General features: G+C 47.9%; 20 protein-coding genes and 1 pseudogene. 15 read left to right on the top strand and 6 right to left on the bottom strand.

Annotated features, from left to right (window positions below):
* The 3 genes and pseudogenes from V2546_RS01380 to V2546_RS01370 all read right to left on the bottom strand — a co-directional run.
* Nucleotides 1-197: pseudogene (locus V2546_RS01380) on the bottom strand (IS5/IS1182 family transposase); the annotation flags it as partial.
* Nucleotides 198-302: 105 nt separating this feature from the next.
* The gene (locus V2546_RS01375; protein WP_287524608.1) at nt 303-809 is read right to left on the bottom strand and encodes a shikimate kinase; all 507 of its coding nucleotides are present in this window, start codon (nt 807-809) and stop codon (nt 303-305) included.
* 160 nt (nt 810-969) lie between these two features.
* A complete protein-coding gene (locus V2546_RS01370; protein WP_329751354.1) occupies nt 970-1,875 on the bottom strand; it encodes a LysR family transcriptional regulator in 906 nt (301 codons plus the stop codon).
* 274 nt (nt 1,876-2,149) lie between these two features.
* Here V2546_RS01370 and V2546_RS01365 point away from each other — a divergent pair, with 274 nt between their 5' ends.
* From V2546_RS01365 to V2546_RS01330, 8 genes are all read left to right on the top strand, one after another.
* Nucleotides 2,150-3,508, top strand: a complete 1,359-nt coding sequence (locus tag V2546_RS01365) for a sodium-dependent transporter (RefSeq protein ID WP_329751353.1) — start codon at nt 2,150-2,152, stop codon at nt 3,506-3,508.
* Between the two features lie 243 nt (nt 3,509-3,751).
* Nucleotides 3,752-4,888 carry a tripartite tricarboxylate transporter substrate binding protein gene (locus V2546_RS01360; protein ID WP_329751352.1) on the top strand — a complete coding sequence of 379 codons (1,137 nt, stop codon included), beginning with the start codon at nt 3,752-3,754 and terminating at the stop codon, nt 4,886-4,888.
* Between the two features lie 3 nt (nt 4,889-4,891).
* Nucleotides 4,892-5,419, top strand: a complete 528-nt coding sequence (locus V2546_RS01355; RefSeq protein ID WP_329751351.1) for a tripartite tricarboxylate transporter TctB family protein — start codon at nt 4,892-4,894, stop codon at nt 5,417-5,419.
* 16 nt (nt 5,420-5,435) lie between these two features.
* Complete coding sequence (locus tag V2546_RS01350) at nt 5,436-6,938, top strand: tripartite tricarboxylate transporter permease (protein ID WP_118531571.1); 1,503 nt, start codon at nt 5,436-5,438, stop codon at nt 6,936-6,938.
* 240 nt (nt 6,939-7,178) lie between these two features.
* The gene (rpsF, locus tag V2546_RS01345) at nt 7,179-7,466 is read left to right on the top strand and encodes a 30S ribosomal protein S6 (protein WP_117551872.1); all 288 of its coding nucleotides are present in this window, start codon (nt 7,179-7,181) and stop codon (nt 7,464-7,466) included.
* Nucleotides 7,467-7,484: 18 nt separating this feature from the next.
* A complete protein-coding gene (locus V2546_RS01340; RefSeq protein ID WP_117567660.1) occupies nt 7,485-7,979 on the top strand; it encodes a single-stranded DNA-binding protein in 495 nt (164 codons plus the stop codon).
* A gap of 87 nt (nt 7,980-8,066) precedes the next feature.
* Complete coding sequence (gene rpsR, locus V2546_RS01335) at nt 8,067-8,333, top strand: 30S ribosomal protein S18 (RefSeq protein WP_015552975.1); 267 nt, start codon at nt 8,067-8,069, stop codon at nt 8,331-8,333.
* Between the two features lie 466 nt (nt 8,334-8,799).
* On the top strand, nt 8,800-9,162 hold the full coding sequence (locus tag V2546_RS01330) for a hypothetical protein (protein ID WP_329751349.1): 363 nt from the start codon (nt 8,800-8,802) through the stop codon (nt 9,160-9,162).
* Between the two features lie 301 nt (nt 9,163-9,463).
* Here the strand turns inward: V2546_RS01330 and V2546_RS01325 are convergent, their stop codons facing one another.
* Nucleotides 9,464-10,276 carry an MBL fold metallo-hydrolase gene (locus tag V2546_RS01325; RefSeq protein ID WP_329751348.1) on the bottom strand — a complete coding sequence of 271 codons (813 nt, stop codon included), beginning with the start codon at nt 10,274-10,276 and terminating at the stop codon, nt 9,464-9,466.
* 421 nt (nt 10,277-10,697) lie between these two features.
* Here V2546_RS01325 and V2546_RS01320 point away from each other — a divergent pair, with 421 nt between their 5' ends.
* From V2546_RS01320 to V2546_RS01305, 4 genes are all read left to right on the top strand, one after another.
* A complete protein-coding gene (locus tag V2546_RS01320; protein WP_329751347.1) occupies nt 10,698-12,737 on the top strand; it encodes a GGDEF domain-containing protein in 2,040 nt (679 codons plus the stop codon).
* A 1-nt stretch (nt 12,738) separates the two neighbouring features.
* A complete protein-coding gene (gene rplI / locus V2546_RS01315) occupies nt 12,739-13,185 on the top strand; it encodes a 50S ribosomal protein L9 (RefSeq protein ID WP_015552983.1) in 447 nt (148 codons plus the stop codon).
* A 6-nt stretch (nt 13,186-13,191) separates the two neighbouring features.
* Nucleotides 13,192-14,532 carry a replicative DNA helicase gene (gene dnaB, locus V2546_RS01310; RefSeq protein ID WP_118297308.1) on the top strand — a complete coding sequence of 447 codons (1,341 nt, stop codon included), beginning with the start codon at nt 13,192-13,194 and terminating at the stop codon, nt 14,530-14,532.
* A 256-nt stretch (nt 14,533-14,788) separates the two neighbouring features.
* Complete coding sequence (locus V2546_RS01305) at nt 14,789-15,454, top strand: helix-turn-helix domain-containing protein (protein ID WP_329751346.1); 666 nt, start codon at nt 14,789-14,791, stop codon at nt 15,452-15,454.
* Between the two features lie 79 nt (nt 15,455-15,533).
* Here the strand turns inward: V2546_RS01305 and V2546_RS01300 are convergent, their stop codons facing one another.
* Nucleotides 15,534-15,704 carry a DUF362 domain-containing protein gene (locus V2546_RS01300; protein WP_021905155.1) on the bottom strand — a complete coding sequence of 57 codons (171 nt, stop codon included), beginning with the start codon at nt 15,702-15,704 and terminating at the stop codon, nt 15,534-15,536.
* 283 nt (nt 15,705-15,987) lie between these two features.
* On the opposite strand from V2546_RS01300, the gene V2546_RS01295 reads away from it, so the two are divergent.
* The gene (locus tag V2546_RS01295; RefSeq protein WP_015552988.1) at nt 15,988-16,194 is read left to right on the top strand and encodes a DUF1858 domain-containing protein; all 207 of its coding nucleotides are present in this window, start codon (nt 15,988-15,990) and stop codon (nt 16,192-16,194) included.
* A gap of 208 nt (nt 16,195-16,402) precedes the next feature.
* On the opposite strand, the gene V2546_RS01290 is transcribed toward V2546_RS01295, so the two are convergent.
* The gene (locus V2546_RS01290; RefSeq protein ID WP_118533393.1) at nt 16,403-17,167 is read right to left on the bottom strand and encodes an adaptor protein MecA; all 765 of its coding nucleotides are present in this window, start codon (nt 17,165-17,167) and stop codon (nt 16,403-16,405) included.
* Nucleotides 17,168-17,440: 273 nt separating this feature from the next.
* Here V2546_RS01290 and V2546_RS01285 point away from each other — a divergent pair, with 273 nt between their 5' ends.
* Together V2546_RS01285 and V2546_RS01280 are read left to right on the top strand one after the other, a co-directional pair.
* Nucleotides 17,441-18,793: a serine/threonine-protein kinase gene (locus V2546_RS01285; RefSeq protein ID WP_329751345.1), complete on the top strand. Its 1,353-nt coding sequence runs from the start codon at nt 17,441-17,443 to the stop codon at nt 18,791-18,793.
* Nucleotides 18,742-19,344, top strand: coding sequence for a hypothetical protein (locus tag V2546_RS01280; protein ID WP_142410610.1), 603 nt, complete (start codon nt 18,742-18,744; stop codon nt 19,342-19,344). The genes V2546_RS01285 and V2546_RS01280 overlap by 52 nt, the downstream gene beginning before the upstream one ends.
* The last annotated feature ends 323 nt before the right edge of the window (nt 19,345-19,667 follow it).

The following is a 19,667-nucleotide window of genomic DNA, read 5'->3' as shown; positions in this document are numbered from 1 at the left end:
CGCGGCGTTGCCTGATTTTTTCTGATCCTGCTGTAAGTTTTATACAGTTCAGAAAGGTCCATTTCCTCCACAAAGGCACTTACCAGACGAACCGGATCATCAGATGGAATAGAAATCTCTAAATCCAACGGAAGTTTGATTTGATAATACAGAGAAAAAGAGGTATAATCTCTCTGTATTATTTTGTTTAGTCGCATAAACTGATTATACCACGAACGCCGGGCTTTTCGAAGCTCGGCGTTTTGTGTTGGGAATATGAAATGAGCTGCCGCACGTTAGTACGACAGCCCCTTCTTTGTTTCTTATTTTAATAAATCGCAGATTTTTTCAGCCGCTTCGCCTGCCGTACCCGTGTTTTTAATATCAAATTTCGCATATTTGCGGTAAAGATCACGGCGAATGAGGTACATATCCTGAACTTCTTTTTTTGTATGATTCTTAAACAACGGCCGCTCCGGATGCTGTGCAAGATTGGCATAGCAGTCCTCAAATGGGCGGTCAATGTAGAAGATCATTCCGTTTTTGGCGAGAATCTCGCCATTCCGGTCAAAGGTCAGCATGCCGCCGCCGGTGGAGACGACGGATGGACCAAGTGTGCATACCCGGCGGGCGATCTCGTGTTCATAATCGCGGAAAAGTGTTTCGCCGCCTTTGGCAAAGATTTCCGGGATCGTCATCTGATAATGTTCGATCAGCATCTGGTCAGTATCGTAAAATGGAAGTCCAAGACGTTCGGAGAGCAGCTTTCCGATGGTGGTCTTTCCGCTGCTTGTAAAGCCGCATAAAATAATAGGACAGTTTTTTGTCATATCGAATCCTTTCATTATATAAGAACATATCACTTCAGCAGATCTCATAATTTCCAAACCGCTCATGTGAAAATGCAGATTGACCGTAAAATCAGTAAAAACACATATAAAATACCATAAAAACAGAGAAAACGCAACTTATGAGTCAGCACTGCAGCAGCTATTCCGCCTTCAGAAGTGGATGATGTCCCAGAAACTGCTGAAGAGCCAGATTCCCGGACGCTTTCTTCCAGGCGGCGATGATCTCGACGACTTCCTCCTCGCCGATCAACGGAATAAAGACAAGGTTATCGGCGTTCGTCAGTTTCTGAGTGACGTAAGACGGGATGATCGAGATCCCCTCTTCGGCGGACACCATCATGAGGATACTCTCGACGTCGTTGGACCGGAAAAAGATATCCGGGTGGTAGCCGGCTCGCTCGTACATCTCGTAAAAACGCAGATCACTGACGGAATCGCCGGTGCTGGATGGGGTCATAAACAGGAGACGTTCCCCGTGAAGCTCCGTGCGGCGCAGAGATGACCGCCCGGCAAACGGATGGCTGCCGTAGACCGCAACCATGAGCGGACTCCGCTCGATCAGCCGGTATTCGATGGAATCATTCTTTACAAGCTCGGTACTGTCCCATGTAAAAATAATATCGTATTCATCCTTCAGGAGCCCTGCGGCGAGAAGATCTGTGTTCCGACGGTAGCAGGAGACGAGGATATTCGGATATTTATTATGGAAGAAACGCAGCGAGCTGGAAAAATTGCTCCGCTCAAACCCTTTCGTGTATCCGATGCGGAGTGTACCGACCATGCCGGTAGAAACCTCCTGGATCCTGTTTACCGCCTGGTCGATCCGGTCGAGGATGGATCTGGCATCGTTCAAAAAGGCGCTTCCTGCGGGAGTCAGTGTGATCGGCCGGCTTGTCCTGTCGAAGAGCGGGACGCCGAGACTGTCCTCCAGGGCATGGATCTGCTGGGTGATCGCGGTCTGCGTAATATAAAACTGATCGGCTGCTTTCGTGAAGCTGCGGCACTCGGCGGCGGCCACGAAATATCGGAGCTGGTTTGTATTCATAACGGAAACTTCCTTTCAAAAAATTCTGTATCGCCTGAAGAATATACATAAATTCCACATGTTTGATGAAATGATCGATGATTCCTGCATAACATAAGTTTTCCTTATGATACCATACAAAAAGCGCGGTTGCAAATCCTTTTATCGGGCAGTATCATAAGGTTACTGACGTCGGGGCTGCGGATTTTGCCGATCTGGGCTGCGAAGCATCATCGGCGTCAAGAACCCCTGACGGCATAAAAGCCGACAGGAGATGGAAAAGGGGAGTTATATCATGAAACGAGAAAATTTTGGTTCGCGCCTGGGATTTTTACTGGTGAGCGCGGGCTGCGCGATCGGAATCGGAAACGTATGGCGGTTCCCGTATGTGGCGGGACAGAACGGCGGCGGAGTATTCGTCCTGTTCTATCTGCTGTTTTTGCTCTGTATGGGCGTTCCGGTCCTTACAATGGAACTTGCGGTCGGTCGTGCGGGACGAAAGAGTGCTGTCGGTGCTTACAAGGCACTTGAAAAGCCGGGAAGCCGATGGCATGTACACGGATGGTTCTGTATGATCGGCTGTTATCTTCTGATGATGTATTACACGACGGTTTCCGGCTGGATGCTCAGCTACTTTGTAAAGTTTGCGACAGGAACTTTCACCGGAATGGATGCAGACCAGGTGGCAGGAGTATTTGGGAAAATGCTCGGCAATCCCGGCGAGATGGGTCTCTGGATGGCAGTAACGGTCATTGCCGGATTCTTTATCTGCAGCAGGGGACTTCAGAACGGACTTGAAAAGATCACAAAATGGATGATGGCAGCTCTGCTCGTCCTGATCCTTGTGCTGGCCGGACACAGCCTGATCCTTCCGGGAGCGAAAGAGGGACTCAGCTTCTACCTTCTTCCGGATATTAAGCGTGCGGCGGACGTCGGACTCGGCTCCGTGATCATGGACGCCATGAACCAGTCATTCTTTACATTGAGTCTTGGCATCGCGGCGATGGAGATCTTTGGAAGTTATATGTCCGAGGACCACACACTTGCGGGCGAAGCGGTCCGGATCTGCGGTCTCGACACGCTGGTAGCGCTTTCCGCCGGACTCATTATCTTCCCGGCCTGCTTTTCATTCGGGGTACAGCCGGATGCCGGTCCGCAGCTGATCTTCATCACTCTGCCGAATGTGTTTGCCAACATGGCAGGCGGACGGATATGGGGAATGCTGTTCTTCTTATTCATGTCGGCAGCGAGCTTTTCCACAGTCATTGCTGTGTTTGAGAACCTGCTCTCCAGCTGCATGGACAACTTTGGATGGAGCAGAAAGAAAGCTTCTATATTAAATTGTATTTTTGTATTGATCGCAAGCCTGCCTTGCGTACTCGGATATAATGTGTGGAGCAGTCTGCACATTATCGGTGCGAGAGATGTCCTGGATTCTGAGGATTTCCTAGTCAGCAACCTGCTCCTTCCGCTGGGATCTCTGGTCTATCTCCTGTTCTGCGTGAGCAAGTGGGGCTGGGGATACGATAAGTATCTTGCGGAAGCGAACCATGGAACGGGACTTAAGATGCCGGAAGCGAAGTGGGTAAAGATCTATTTCCGCTATATTCTCCCGGTCCTGATCCTGGTGATCCTGATCCAGGGACTGGCGTAAGACTTAACAATTTAATGTGATATACGCATAAAAACTTTAAAGTGGAAAAGCTTTTATATTGATTCTGAAAAAACAGTGTGTTATAATGAGCGCAAAAGAAAAATAAGCAGCTGCTTGGCAGAGCTTCATTTTTCTTTTGCCATTAACAAACAAAAAGCCTGTAAATTCAGGCAGTGAGTGCGTCAGCACGGGGTTATGAGTTTGATGGCGGAAGCAAAAACTAAAAAAGAGGAGAGTACCACAATGAAAAAAATGATCGCACTGGGCATGGCAGCAGCTATGATGTGCATGTCCCTGACTGCATGCAGCGTCTCAACATCTTCCAAGACTGAGACAACCGCAGCAGCAGAAACAACAGCAGCAGACACAACCACAGAGGCAGCGAAAGACGCAGAGAGCACCGCAGAGACAGCCGGCGATCTCGTTGCAACTGCTGATTATCCGACAAAGCCGATCACAATGATCATCCCTTACGGCGCAGGCGGAACAACCGATACATGGGGCAGAAAGCTGGCAGTTCTGCTTGAGAAGTATTTAGGACAGCCGATCACGGTTACCAACCAGGGCGGTGCATCCGGATCCATCGGCAGCCAGTTCGTAAAAGAGCAGCCGTCCGACGGTTACACACTTCTTGTTTGTGCAGAGACAATGGGAACCTACAGAACCATGAACATCTGCGACCTTGGATATGATGACTTCACCGTTATCTCCCCGTTAGTCGGCGATCCGAAGGTTCTCGTAGTTGGCAAAGATTCCAAGTACAACACACTGGAAGAGCTTCTTGACGATATCAAGGCAAACCCAGGCAAGATCACAATGTCCCACTCCGGTCCTGGAGGAAGCGGACACAACCAGGGTCTCGTATTAAAGGAGCTCGGCTATGAAGTAGCAATGACAAGCTTTGATTCCGGTAATGACGCACTTCTCGGAGTTATCGGCGGACAGGTTGACTTTACAAACCCGAACATCTCCACACTCGGCGGCTATATCGAGAGCGGTGACGTAAAACCGTTAGCAGTATTCTCTGACAAGAGAATGGACGCTTACCCGGATATCCCGGCATTCACAGAGACAGTTCCGGAAGCTGAGAAGTACTTAAATATTCCGTACACACTTCTTTCCTTCGTTGTAAACAACGATACTCCGCAGGAGGTTGTCGACGTATTAAAGGCAGCATCCCAGAAAGTATTTGCTGATCCGGAGTGGACAGAGTTCGTAGAGCAGAATGCAGCTGATCCGGTATACAAAGAGTATACAGATGACGCTTCCATCCAGGCATTCTACGACAACTGGAAATCTGTTATCTGCTGGTTACAGTATGACAACGGTGTTGCTGAAAAGAGTCCGGAAGAGTTCGGCATCAAGAGAATTGGAGAATAATCAATGAAGAATAAAATTCATTCGCTGATCGTCGAAGGAATTGTATTTTGCGGGAGCGGCCTTGTGCTGCTCTCGTATTCTCTTTCATCCTACGCAAAGGGATTTAACAAGAGCTGGGTGCAGTCCCCGTATCTGTTTCCGCTCATCGTGGCGCTTGCCATGATCGGTCTGTCCTTATGGATCGTCGGAGAGGGAGTTACGGCAATGAAAAAAGAAGCCGCGGTTCCGAATGACAAGAAGGTGTCAAAAGAAGAAAAAACAGAAAAGCGGCGCTGGGTCGTGATCGCGCTGATCCTCTGTGTGCTCTACTATGCAGCACTTGCTTTTATAAAAGTTCCGTATGTGACCATCGGAATTTTATCTTTTGCGTACACATTTTCAACATTTGAAGTTGTGACCATCGTGTTCCTGATCGCCATGATGATCTTCATGGGCGTCAGAAAGATCCCGGTCCTCGTATTTGTACCGATCGGAACTACATTATTTTTAAGCCTTGCATTCCGCACATTCTTACATGTGCTTCTGCCATAGAAAGGAGAAAGGGAAAATGTTACAGATGTTATCCGTGGTCGATCCGCGGTTTATCCTCATGGTTCTCCTTGGTTCTGTGGCTGGTCTGTTCGTAGGAGCGATCCCGGGACTTTCCGTGTCCATGGCGACTGCGCTTCTCGTATCCATTACTTATACCTGGGAACATTCAGACGCCCTTGCGATGATCATGGGCGTATATGTAGTCGGAGTATTCTCCGGCGCGGTATCGGCGATCCTGATCAACATTCCGGGCGCTCCGTCCTCCGTTGTAACAACGCTTGACGGATATCCGATGTCGAAAAAAGGGCAGTCCTACAAAGCACTGTTTACCGCAACGATCTATTCCTTCATCGGAAGCTTATTTGGACTTCTGGCACTCGGACTTCTCGCAGAGCCGGTCTCCAGAGTTGCGATCAAATTTACAAAAATGGACTATTTCCTGTTAGCTCTGTTCGGACTTGCGACGGTCGGATCCGTCAGCACGAAGAACTACGCGAAGGGCCTGATCAGTGTTATGATCGGTCTCGTGATCAGCATGATCGGACTTGACCCGTTAATGGGAACAAAACGTCTGACCTTCGGGATCCAGAACCTTACCGGCGGCGTCAGCACGGTACCGGCACTCGTCGGCTTCTTTGGATTCGCGGAAGTTCTCTCTGTTGTATACAACATGAAGCAGGAGCAGAACGTCCTTGCAATGGAAAAGACGAAAGTCAGCTTGAAAGAGATCTTAAAGAGCTGGAAACTTTCCTTATATACATCGACGATCGGTCTTTTAGTCGGAGCTCTTCCGGGAGCCGGCGGACCGGTGGCATCCTTTATCGCCTATAATGAGGCAAAACGCCTCGTGAAAGATCCGGAGGTTCCGTTCGGAGAAGGCGCGGTCGAAGGAATCGTGGCGAGTGAGTCCTCCAACAACGCCTGCATCGGCGGTGCGCTGATCCCGATGCTGACACTTGCGGTTCCGGGCGATGCGGTCACGGCGATCATTCTTTCTGTATTCTATGTCCATGGTTTACAGCCGGGTCCGTTATTTATCACCCAGAACAAAGAATCCTTCTACTCGATCGTAGTAGCGGGAATCATCGCGTGCTTTGCGCTTTTACTGTTAGGACTGATTGTTGCCCCGAGGATCTGTAAGGTCATTACGATCCCGAAGAATATCATGATCCCGGTGGTAACGAGCCTCTGTGTGATCGGTTCCTTCGCGTGCAACAACCGTCTGTTTGATGTGGGACTCATGTTCTTCTTCGGACTGATGGGATTCGTGATGCGCCGGTTCGATTATCCGGTTGCCCCGCTGATCCTTGCGATGGTACTCGGAAAGATGATGGATTCCAATTTCCGTCAGGCCGTGTCCCTGGCATCGTCCTCCGACAACCCGTTTATGGCGATGTTCGGACATCCGATCACGATCGTGCTTTCGATCTGTACATTATTCGTCCTGCTTGGAAATATTCCGTGGACGAAGCCGTATATCGATAAAGTAAAAGGCATCTTTTCAAGAAAAACGGCGTAATTTCAGATAAAACTTCTGAAAAACAGGCCGGATCACCAAATTTCGACCGGCGCAGGATCTCTCACCGGTGTGAAAGATGGTAAGGAATGAAAAAAGTATAAAAAGAGCAGGAAATCAGGCAAAAAGTGCTTGCATTTCCTGCTCTTTTTTGCTAAGATTATTACCTGTGACATGTAAAAAATCCTTGCTCCTGATACTGAAAATCGGGGGCCGGAAGACCAGAAGGAGGTTTATGAAACTATGAACAAATACGAGTTAGCAGTTGTTCTTAGCGCAAAACTTGAAGATGACGAAAGAGCAGCCGCACTTGAAAAGGTGAAAGGCTATATCACACGTTTCGGCGGCAATGTCGTTGATGTGGACGAATGGGGCAAGAAGAGACTTGCATATGAGATCCAGAAGAGCAAAGAGGGATTCTACTACTTCATCCACTTTGAGGGCGAGGCAAACTGCCCGAACGAGGTAGAGGCTCATATCCGTATTATGGAGCCGGTTGTCCGTTATCTTTGCGTAAGACAGGACGCTTAATAAAGAAAGAGTGAGAATATGAACAGAGTTATCCTTATGGGTAGATTAACCAGAGACCCGGAAGTACGCTATTCCCAGGGCGAGCGCTCTATGGCGATCGCAAGATATACACTTGCAGTTGACAGAAGAGGCAGAAGAAACCAGGACGGCGATCAGGGCCAGACGGCCGATTTTATCAACATCGTAGCTTTTGACCGCGCAGGTGAGTTCGCGGAGAAATATTTCCGCCAGGGCATGCGTGTACTGGTTTCCGGAAGAATCCAGACCGGAAGCTATGTAAATAAGGATGGCCAGAAGGTCTATACAACGGATATCATTGTAGATGACCAGGAATTCGCTGACAGTAAGGGTCAGGGCGGCGACAACAGCAGCTTTGGCGGCGGAAACAGCTACGGCGGCGGTAATCGCGGCGGCTACCAGCAGGCAACAAGACCTGCTCCGTCCAGTGCGATCGGCGATGGATTTATGAATATTCCGGATGGAGTCGAGGACGAAGGACTTCCATTCAACTAAACGAATCAGTCTTCGGAAAAGCGGTGCCTTACTCCTAAGGTGTTGTGAGTGGACTGGTATAACGAAACTAACAGGAGGTAATTTAAAATGGCATTCAATAAAGGTGACAAGTCCGATTCTTCCAGAGTAAGAAGAGGCGGCATGCATAGAAGAAAAAAAGTTTGCGTATTCTGCGGCGATAAGAACGGCGAGATCGATTACAAGGACGTAAACAAGTTAAAGAGATACGTATCTGAGAGAGGAAAAATCCTTCCGAGAAGAATCACTGGCAACTGCGCAAAGCACCAGAGAGCTTTAACAGTAGCTATCAAGAGAGCACGTCATATCGCTCTTATGCCGTACACATGTGAATAATTCCTTAGAATAAGGATTTTCACTGATAAAGTAAGGTTTTATCTAATTAATTTGAAGCATCATTCGAGGATTCCATATGAGAGATCATGTGGGATCCTTTTTTGCGCAGCAGGGAATTTTCTGTTACACAAAAAGGCGCTAAATGCCAATGATGCACGTTCGCGTGAAGATCAGGTTCACCAGATGGAGCTATGATTGATATTGACATTAAATCGAAACAAGAAAAAGAAATTTGTTTTTTCTGAAAGCAGGGAAAATATAAGGAACTGCATGAAACTTGCTTTTAAGGATAATTAAGGATATTTATGTCTGAAAATTGACTTTTTTGCTGACGCCATTTATACTACGTAGAGGAAAAGTCAAAAAAAGAAACAGCAATGTGGAAGGGCAGTACACTATTCGAGAAGTCATTGAAAGGTCCAGGACATTATTCTGGACCCTTTTTTTAGCCTTCTGAGGAAGTCTTATGGAGAAACAGTACACGGCTATGCTGTTCCCACATTGGTTTGCGGTTCGTGAAAAGGTATCGAAAGGGGTGATTATAAACTCTCTTGACTTAAGCCACAATTTGAAGCTGAAGAACTTATCAATTACTTCAACACCGAATTTAAAGCATCTTGATGTGAGTATGCTTACTGAATTGAACGCGGGTGGGATGTCGATTAATCTTTTTGAGTATTTAACAACATTTGTAGGTAATGGACTCGTATTTCCAAGCGGTATTTGGTATGAGGATCCGGAGAAAAGAATAGAAGTTAGTGAATGTAAAAAAGGTCAGACGATATATAGTTACCATTATAAAGCTGAGACCGATGGTGCAAAAAAGTGATGCGCAGAGCACCGGTGAATCCGGAAACCGCATCCAATGCGCTAAGAAAAACGGATGCTGTTTCAGAAACCGAGGAGTAATGTTTGTCGTAGGATAGCTAAAAATGTGGATAGAATCTTTCCTCGCAGTGTAAATAGGTGAGAAATCAAACCACACGAAAGCCTGGCTTATAACAAAATAAGCAAAAACGGCACTGTTTAGAACGGTGCCGTTTTTGCTTGCAAATCCTTCAGTTAGATTTTCTTGTTCAATTCGCGATCACAAGGTTAGCGCTTGCATTGCGTTTGCAGACCGGGACATACTAAAACTCCATCACAAGCCCCGCATGCAGCTTGTGAACGGATTCTCCTAACGTCTCTTTCAGGAGATCAAAGGCATGATCTCCGGTACAGTGGCCGGTGTAGATTTCAGAAATACCGGTGGAGCGGATCCCTTCGGCGAGGGCAATGATCTCCGCGTCGGTCTTATTGTAGAGGTGGAAGCCGCCGATCAGGGCTTTTACTTTTTTATCCGGGAAAGTCGCGGTGACCTCACGGATAATGGTATCGGCGCCGCCGTGGGAACAGCTGTTGAAGATCACAAGGCCGTCCGGTGTGTCGAAGACGAGACTCTGTTCGTGGGAGAAGGAATCCGGCTTCCAACGCCGTTTTTCCTTCAGGTACATGTGCTCCCGGATGCCTTTTTTCTCCAGTCCCGGAGTTTTATGCGGGATCAGATAAACCCCGTCACATGGGGAAAAGTCCCCGGAGACGAGTTTGATCCGGTCCGGATACTTTTTTAACATGCCCTTTGGAATACCGATGTATTTCTTATAGTTCCAGACACCTTTGCAGCAGTTTTCTCCGGTGGTTTCCCTAAAAAAGAACGGTGCGGACGAATTTACCCTGAAAAATTCCGGAATTCCGTCTGCATGGTCATAGTGCGCGTGGGAGAGAACTCCGAAATCCACGTCTTTCATGTTCAGTCCAAGCACATCAGCATTCTTCAGAAAAAGTCCGGATGCCCCGGCATCGAGAAGGATATGTTTCCCATGATATTCAATAAAAATTGATAATCCCCATTCACAGCCGAGATTTTCGGCGGGGATGTTGTCGCTGAGTACGGTTGCTTTCATAAACATATGTCCTTTCATACACAAAATTTTTGAATTGGTGACTTGTGCTCATACGATCTATCTGTATTTAAGCCATTATATCATACTTTTTAATTTCTCAGTAAACAAAAGCGAAAAGACACAGGATATTTTGTATACAGTATAAATATGATAAACACTCAGCAGCCAGCCATGTCCGCCCCAAGCGGATCATGGACAAATGCCTGTATCTATGGTATACTATCCCCAAAGTCGGTTCTGATACATGGAGAGATTCTGCTCGAATTTCTCCATGCATAAAAAGGCACTAACGTGTCAAATGCACACTCGCGCAAGAAGAGCCTATCGCAAGCGACTGCGCTCGGCGCGAGAATGTGTCAAGGCACATTCTTTTTATGGTCTTGCTATGCCCATTTTACCGGGCGGCGGATAGGAGATAAGAATGAAAGATGATAAAAAGGTCAGCCATATTCTGCAGCTTTACCTTCAGTGGCCGGTATTTTTAACGGCACTGGTAATCCTTGCGGGAGCTGCGGTCAACCTGATCTCACGCAAGGCGGGATTCGTGATGCTTGCATTTACGGTGATCTACGCGGCGTGTGCCGGAACCCTGTATATGTACGGAAAGAAGCGGGCTCTCGGCAGTCTGGTGTCCTTTGCGTCGGCGTACAGCTGGAGCCAGAAACAGCTTCTGGCGTCTCTGGAGCTGCCCTACGCGATCGCGGACACGGATGGTAAGATCCTTTGGATGAACCGCGCCTTTGAGGCGGTGACCAAAGAAGAGAAGAGCGCAGGGAAAAGCCTGACAATGCTCTTCAAGGAGATCACAGTGGAATCCCTCGAGAAGATGGAAAATGCGATGGAAGTCCATGTGATCTATGGGGAATCGAAATACCGCGTGAGTATGAAACGCGTGACGATCCGCCCGGATGAGCTTGCCTCCGGAATCCCGGAGAAGCAGACGGAGCAGCAGATCCTTGCGGTATATCTCTATGATGAGACAGAGCTCTATAACTACAAGCAGGCGATCACAGACCAGAAGATGGTCGCGGGCCTGATCTATCTGGACAACTATGATGAGGCGTTGGAGAGCGTCGAGGAAGTCCGCAGATCGCTCTTAACGGCCCTGATCGACCGAAAGATTAACAAGTATATTTCGGCGGTCAACGGTATCGTAAAGAAACTGGAGAAGGACAAATATTTCTTTGCGATCAAGCAGTGCTATATGCCGCGTCTGGAAAAAGAGCGGTTTGGACTTCTGGAAGAAGTAAAAACAGTCAATATCGGAAACGAGATGGCGGTGACACTAAGTATCGGTATCGGAATGAATGGCGATACCTACATCCAGAACTATGAGTATGCCCGTACAGCGATTGATATGGCCCTCGGCCGTGGCGGTGATCAGGCGGTAGTAAAATGCGGCCAGAAGATCCAGTATTACGGCGGAAAGGCCCAGCAGTTAGAGAAAACGACCCGTGTCAAGGCCCGCGTCAAAGCCCATGCCCTCAGGGAGCTTCTTGAGACAAAGGACTGCCTTCTGATCATGGGACATAAGATCGGAGATATCGACTGCTTTGGCGCGGCGATCGGAATGTACCGGATCGCATCCGCTCTGAATAAGAAGGCACATATCGTGATCAATGAGGTGACATCTTCGGTGCGCCCGATGATGGAACGCTTTGAGACGGGTGACTATCCGAAAGATCTGTTCCTGACCGGAAGTGAAGCCGCAGATATCGTGGATAACAACACAGCGCTTGTCGTTGTGGACGTCAACCGCCCGAGTATCACGGAAGAGCCGGATCTCTTAAAACTTGTGAAAACGATCGTCGTCATCGACCATCACCGTCAGTCCAGCGAGATCATCACGAACGCGACGCTGTCCTATGTGGAGCCGTATGCATCGTCTGCCTGTGAGCTGGTTGCGGAGATCTTACAGTACGTCGCGGACAGCATCCGGATCAAATCCCCGGAGGCGGATGCCATGTATGCCGGGATCGTGATCGATACGAACAACTTTACAAATCAGGCGGGTGTCCGCACCTTTGAGGCGGCGGCGTTCCTTAGAAGAAACGGAGCGGACGTGACGAGAGTCCGGAAGCTGTTCCGTGACAGTATGGAGGACTACAAGGCGAGAGCCGAGGCAGTCCGTCAGGCAGAGGTCTATAAGAAATACTTTGCCATCAGCGTGTGCCCGGCAGAGGGCGTAGAAAGCCCGACAGTAGTAGGCGCACAGGCTGCAAACGAGCTTCTTGACATTGTGGGAATGAAGGCATCTGTCGTTCTTACCCCATATGAAGGCAAGATCTATATCAGCGCGAGATCGATCGACGAAGTCAATGTCCAGGTCATGATGGAAAAGCTGGGCGGAGGCGGACACAGAACGATCGCAGGCGCACAGCTCCCGGGCGTTACCGTTGAGGAGGCCAAGGAGAAGGTGAAAGGCGTCATTGATATGATGCTGGAGAAAGGAGAAATTTAAGATGGAAGTTGTATTATTAGAGGATGTAAAGGCACTTGGAAAAAAGGGCCAGGTCGTAAAGGTAAATGACGGATATGCGAGGAACTTTATCCTTCCGAAAAAGCTTGGTGTTGAGGCGACATCCAAGAACTTAAACGATTTAAAGCTCCAGAAAGCAAACGCGGAGAAGGTTGCGGCAGAGCAGCTTGCGGAGGCTAAGAAGCTTGCGGAGGAGATCGATAAGATGTCCGTAACCGTTTCGATCAAGGCCGGTGAGGGCGGACGTGCGTTCGGTTCCGTCTCCACAAAGGAGATCGCGAAGGCGGCGAAGGACCAGTTAAAGCTTGATATCGATAAGAAGAAGATGGTTCTGCCGGAGCCGATTAAGAGCATCGGAAGCTTTGAGGTTCCGATCAAGCTCCACAAGGAAGTAACAGCAAGACTCAGCGTGAAAGTCGTTGAAGCGTAAAAAAAGATGGAAGAAGCGTTAGTAAAGAGAGTCCTGCCGCACAGTATTGAGGCGGAACAGTCGGTGATCGGTTCAATGTTAATGGACCGGGATGCGATCATCGCGGCGTCGGAGATCGTGGTTGCGGATGATTTTTATCAGAAACAGTACGGGATCATGTTCGATACCATGGTGGAGCTGTTCAATGAAGGAAAACCGGTAGACCTGGTCACACTTCAGGACAGACTGAAGGAGAAGGATGTTCCGCCGGAGGTATGCAGTCTGGACTTTGTCCGCGATATTCTTGCGACTGTTCCGACCTCGGTAAATGTCCGGTCCTATGCGACGATCGTTCATGAAAAAGCAGTTCTCCGCCGTCTGATCAGGATCAACGAGGAGATTGCGAACAACTGCTATGCAGGAAAGGACAGCCTGGAGACGATCCTGGCCGACACGGAAAAACAGATCTTTAATCTTCTGGAGAGCCGTGCGTCCGGAGATTTTGTGCCGATCCGCCAGGTTGCGTTAAATGTTCTCGACAAGATCGAGCAGGCAACCCGGTCAAAATCCACGGTAACGGGTCTTCCGACCGGATTTATCGATCTGGATTACCGGATGTCCGGACTTCAGCCGTCGGATCTGATCCTGATTGCGGCCCGACCGTCTATGGGTAAGACTGCATTCGTGTTAAACATTACGGATTATATCGCGGTCCGCAGACAGAAGACCTGCCTGATCTTCAGCCTGGAGATGTCGAAGGAACAGCTGGTAAACCGTATGCTTTCCATGGAGTCCAATGTGGATTCCCAGAAACTCCGTACCGGTACTCTGACGGATGCTGACTGGGATGCTGTCGTGGAAGGAATCGGGACGATCGGAAGTTCCAAACTTGTCATTGATGATACACCTGGTATCTCCATCATGGAGCTGCGTTCCAAATGCCGGAAGGTCAAACTGGAACATGGTCTCGATCTTGTCATGATCGACTATCTGCAGTTAATGTCGGGAAGCGGAAAGAACGGCGACAACCGCCAACAGGAGATTTCCGAGATTTCCAGATCCTTGAAGGCGATCGCCAGGGAGCTGAGTGTTCCGGTCATCGCCCTGTCCCAGCTGTCGCGTGCCTGTGAGACGAGAACAGACCATCGTCCGATGCTTTCGGACCTTCGAGAGTCCGGAGCTATTGAGCAGGATGCCGATGTAGTCATGTTCCTGTACCGTGATGATTACTATAATAAAGATACGGATAATCCGAATACGGCGGAAGTCATTATCGCTAAACAGCGTAACGGCCCGATCGGAACGGTATATCTTGGATGGAAACCGGAGCTGACCCGGTTTGTGAATATTGCAAAAGAGCAGCAGTAACAGATTGCTGTTTGAGCGCCCGTTTTCAACTGATCTTCAGATGAAAACGGGCGCTTTTGTCATATTGGGACATGCCTTCACATATATTATTAACGATCTGGTAACTGGTTTGCGTGCAGAGGGCGGTCTGAAATATGCTGCAGAATCAGAAGGAACAGAGTTGAGAAATCGTTACAGTTTGCGGACAGAAATCTGATCAGCAGAAAATTCTGTATGATGCTGTAATGGGAAATCATGTGAAAGGAAGAGAACAGCCATGTCAGAAACACATTATCTGATCTCTGATGCCTCGAAAAAGGTTGACGTGGAATCTCATGTACTTCGCTACTGGGAGGAAGAACTGGAGATGAATATCCCGCGCAACGAGATGGGACATCGGTATTATACGGATTTTCATATTCGTCTTTTTAAGCAGATCAAGGAATTGAAGGAAAAAGGGTATCAGCTCAAGGCGATCAAGGCGGCACTTGCGAAAACCCTGGATGCGGAGGGAGAATCGGTGGCACCTACAGATATTTTAGAGGAGGATGTTGTGTCGGCATTGAGAGAATGCGCGGAACAGGAGAAGAAGGATCTGGAGAAGATGGATCCCGGGGAGATCACGGAGCTCATGAACCGGGAGAAGGCGGAACAGTTTAAGGATTTCCTCACCCAGATGATCGGACAGGCCATCGAAGAGAACAATGAAAAGCTGAGTCAGGATATCAGCAGGATGGTGAATGATAAGGTGCTGAAGGAGATCGATTATCTGATGAGGGTAGCGGATGAGCGGGACGAAGAGCGGTTTCGCCAGCTGGACGAGACGATAAGACTCTACCAGAAGGAGAGCAGGGGGCGGGCGGAAGCTGCGGCGGCAAAGGCGCCGTTTCTGCCATCACTCTTCAGAAAGAAAAAGTTTGGACGCAATGCAAATAAATTGTGATGAGGAAGATCTGCATAGATCAAAAAAGCCGCTGCTCCTTTGGGAACAACGGCTTTTATGTATTGGTTTGCGTTTGTGATCAACCCTCGTTGATTGCGCCTGTCGGACAGACACCAGCACAAGTACCGCAGCTGATGCAAGTATCAGCGTCGATTACGTACTGTCCATCTCCCTGAGAAATAGCGTTTACCGGACATTCACCAGCACAAGTACCGCAGCTAACGCAGCTATCGCTAATTACATATGCCATGACAAAATACCTCCTTTGTTTATTTCTTTCATTCTATAATAAACGGTCAAATTATTCAAGGGGTAAATCATGAAAAAAATGTACCTAATGAGGAACAAAAAACCAGTAAATATGCGGTTAGACAGAGATAACTGCGGTTAGTTTTGCAAAACCTCCTTGCCAAGAAACGAAAAAAGTATTATACTCTCGATATGCTGGCATATATGGCGGTACGCTTGTTATGCCGGAAACAATCGTAGAAAATTGCCCTCGGCAGATTTCGAAGGTGAAAGGAGGATTTATCATGCAGATTTCAAAAGAAATGCTCATCGGTGAGCTTCTTCAGGTTGATGAAAATATGGCTCAGATCTTAATGGGCGCTGGAATGCACTGCATCGGATGCCCGTCTTCTCAGATGGAGTCTCTGGAAGAGGCTTGCATGGTTCACGGAATTCCGGTAGAGAAACTTGTAAGTGTGATCAACGAATATCTGGCTCAGAAGCAGCAGTAATGTGTAACTGATCGAAAACGATCGGTCTGCTGACTTTGGAAAATATCAGAGAAATGAAAAAAGACTGTGACACCGGGGAGATCTTCCCGGATCACAGCCTTTTTTTGATCAACAGGAAATTCCGATGGAACTTCCTGTTAATCAAAAAGGCACTGAGTGCCTAAGATGCGCACTCGCGCGGAGATATACATAAAATATTTCACAAAGATCATAAGTTCTGAAGTACCTTCAGGGCATCTTTTTTTACGATCACATCGTAATGCTCCGCATAGTAGGCGCCGGATGCTGCCGCATCGCCTTTTAATCTTGTTCCGTATTCGGAGAGGGTATTGCAGACCCGGCTGAAGGACAGCTCATCGTCATCTTCCTTCCTGAGGATCAGATAAAAAACGCCATTTTCCGGATTCTTGTAGAGAACACTGCTTCCGTTAAAAACAGCACCGGTCTGTCTTGCTGCCTCGCAGACTAGGTCAAGGGAAGAGAACTGGTAGATCCTCGTAAACTGTGCCGGATTTGCCGGTTCCGGGTTTTTCTGCGGATCAGTTGCAGATGCAGAGGATGGTGCCGGAGTGTTCGCGTCTTTCGGTTTCAGGATCCCGCTCTGGGTCAGGATATTGATCAGACCGTCAGCGCCTTCCAGTACCTCCGCAGTGAGATTTCCCCATCCATTCTCATCCTCATCGTCTGCCGGTGAGAACTTGGAAAAACGGGTGTCGAGTTCTTCGGGATCTTCCATTTTCGTGATGATCAGCATAACACTTTCGTTCGCCATAGGGATCGCTTCGACCATAAGTGGGATATCTTCCGCTTCAAAGCCGACCTCGTTTGCTGCGCGCTGGATCATTTCGCGGAAAAGGCTGCGCGCCTTTTCGCTTCCATAAGCCAGTTCGCCGAGGTTCATATTGCGGACGCTCAGATCAAAGTTGCTGAGTGTGCAGCGGATCTGGTTTTCATTGATACGTTCTATTTTCATAGGATCACTTCCTGCCTTATTACTAATCAAAGATCATTGCGGTCGATCGGTCTCTGGTAAAAGGGCAAAAGACCGCATTTTTACATCTATAATATACTATATCCTATTCGGCTTTTGCAATCATATGAGGAGAATTTATTAAAATTTAATCAGTTTTGACATCTACAAGATGATTTAAAATGGGAGTATCTATATTAGAATAGTCACAAGAGGTTGTATTGCCGAAAGGAGGTGTGAAGATTTATCGAACGCGTTCTGTTTGGCAAATATCGGTTGTGCGGAGAATTGGGAAATGGACGGTCCGGTACCGTGTATCTGGCGTACCACGTAGAGCTGGAAGAGTATCGGGCAGTAAAAGTCGTTCCCAAGTCCATAGCGGATTATGATACTTTTAGAAAAGAAGCACTTTTTCTGAAAACATTGAGACATCCGGGAATCCCAATCGTCTATGATGTGGAAGAAGATACCGGATACAGTTATCTGATCGAAGAATATCTGGAAGGCGAATCTTTATATGCTCTGGTGAAACGCCTGGGCAGCTTGTCGGTTAAGACGGCAGTGAATCTTGGAATACAGATCTGCCGTATCATTCAGTTCATGAATTCAGCAGAAAACCCTATTTTATATTTAGACTTGCAGCCAAAAAATCTGCTGGTATGCAACGGAATCCTTCGGCTAACGGATTTTGATCACGCACAATACGCGTCAGATGCCGCCGCATTTGGAGAACGGTATGGGACAATTGGTTTTGCTGCACCGGAACAGTATAAAGGAGAACCTTTAGACTGCAGAACGGATGTATACGCGATCGGTGCGCTGCTTTACTTTATGAGTCATGGAGACGTTCCAGGGAGTACTTTGGAAGTTATAAACGAACCGGAATACAGAAAACTTGACCGGATCATCCGCGGGTGCATGAAAGCGGAGAAAGAGGAGCGGTACCAGAGCGCGGAAGAACTGCAGAGGACGCTGCAGGAACTGCAAAACCAGATAAAAGAGCAGGCAATAGAATCTCGAATCGTTGTTTTTACCGGAGCTGGGGCGGGGATCGGAACGACCCATGCAGCTCTCGGAATGTCTTACTTTCTGACCCGAAACGGGTGTCCGGCTTTATATCAGGAAGAATACGATACGGATACGGTCCGCACCCTTGCGAAAAATATGGGGGTCAAGGCGGACCGGAACGGCGTATATCAAATCGGATGCGGAAACATCCGGCCTTATTATGGCGAAGCTGTGAAGCTGCCATATCTTTATTTTCCAGTAATCATAAAGGACGCGGGAGTGATCCAGTCAGGACGGGAACTTCCGGGAGCAGATTTTTATGTTCTTGTATGCGGGGGAAAATGGTGGGAGATCGACAGGGCTGTAAATGCGGCAAAAATGCTGAAAAGCCGTGGAAAGGTGATCCTGCTCTTCAACCATATGGAGAAAAAAGCACGTCTGAAACTTCCAAAAGTTTTATCTGATATTCATTATTTCTTTCTTCCGTTCTTTTCGAATCCATTTAAAGAAGATAAAGCTGCCAACACCTGTTACCGGGAATTGTGGAATGATGGTACAGGGGGGACCAGATGGAAAAGAAAAAAATTATTGGCGGGATACAGGAGAAACGATGCAGGATGATTGGGATCGCGGGCAGCAATGTCGGAGTGGGATGCACACATTTTTCAATCATGCTGGCAAACTATCTCACGGGTTATCTCAGGAGAAAAGCAATATTGCTGGAATTTAATGAGTCAGGAGACTTTGAAAGACTCGAGCAGGTCTGTACGGGACAGACGGGACGGAAAAATCCATACAGGATCCTGGATGCGGATTATTATAAACATGCAGGGCCGGAGAATATAAAGGAGGTGCTGTTGGAAGGATATGACGATATCCTGATCGATTTTGGATCGGTCAAAGACGGTGAACATGAATCATACTGGAGATGTGATAAGAAATTTCTGGTGGGTTCCTTTACAGAGTGGCAGCAGGAAAGTTTCCGGGAATTCGAGATGGAGAAAAGAGCGAAGCAGAAAAAGAGCTGGCAGAGTCTCGCGGTATTTGGGAGCGAGGAGACCAGAAGAGAATTCTCAAGAAGATATCGGATCAATGCAGAACGGATTCCGTTTTCAGCGGATGCTTTCTCGGTCACGGAGGAATGCGGAGAATTTTTTAAACGGATCCTGTGATAAGAAGATGGAAATAAACAGGCTTGCTGAATGCTTACAAAGCAACATGATAAATGAGATCTGATCAGTCAATGACGCAGCATTGGGGAGAAACATGTCACAGAAAATACCTTCTTCTGCCGGGCGCAGATCTGACCTGAATTCAGATGCATTTAACGTAATTATTTAGTAGGTCTGCGCATCTACTGCGCTGACCGTAAGAAAACATTGGCTTGAAAGCAAAAATGGCAGAAATTTACTGACAGTGGATTGAACAGACGAAGAGCGACAACAGGGGGAAGATCGATGCGGGATGACGGAAAGACCATGCGCAGGATCAATGC

Source organism: Clostridium sp. CM74B_53 (assembly GCF_036318045.1).
Taxonomy (GTDB): Bacteria; Bacillota; Clostridia; order Lachnospirales; family Lachnospiraceae; genus Pilosibacter.
Note: the sequence above shows the minus strand (reverse complement) of the source record. Positions and strands in the feature narration are given on the sequence as shown.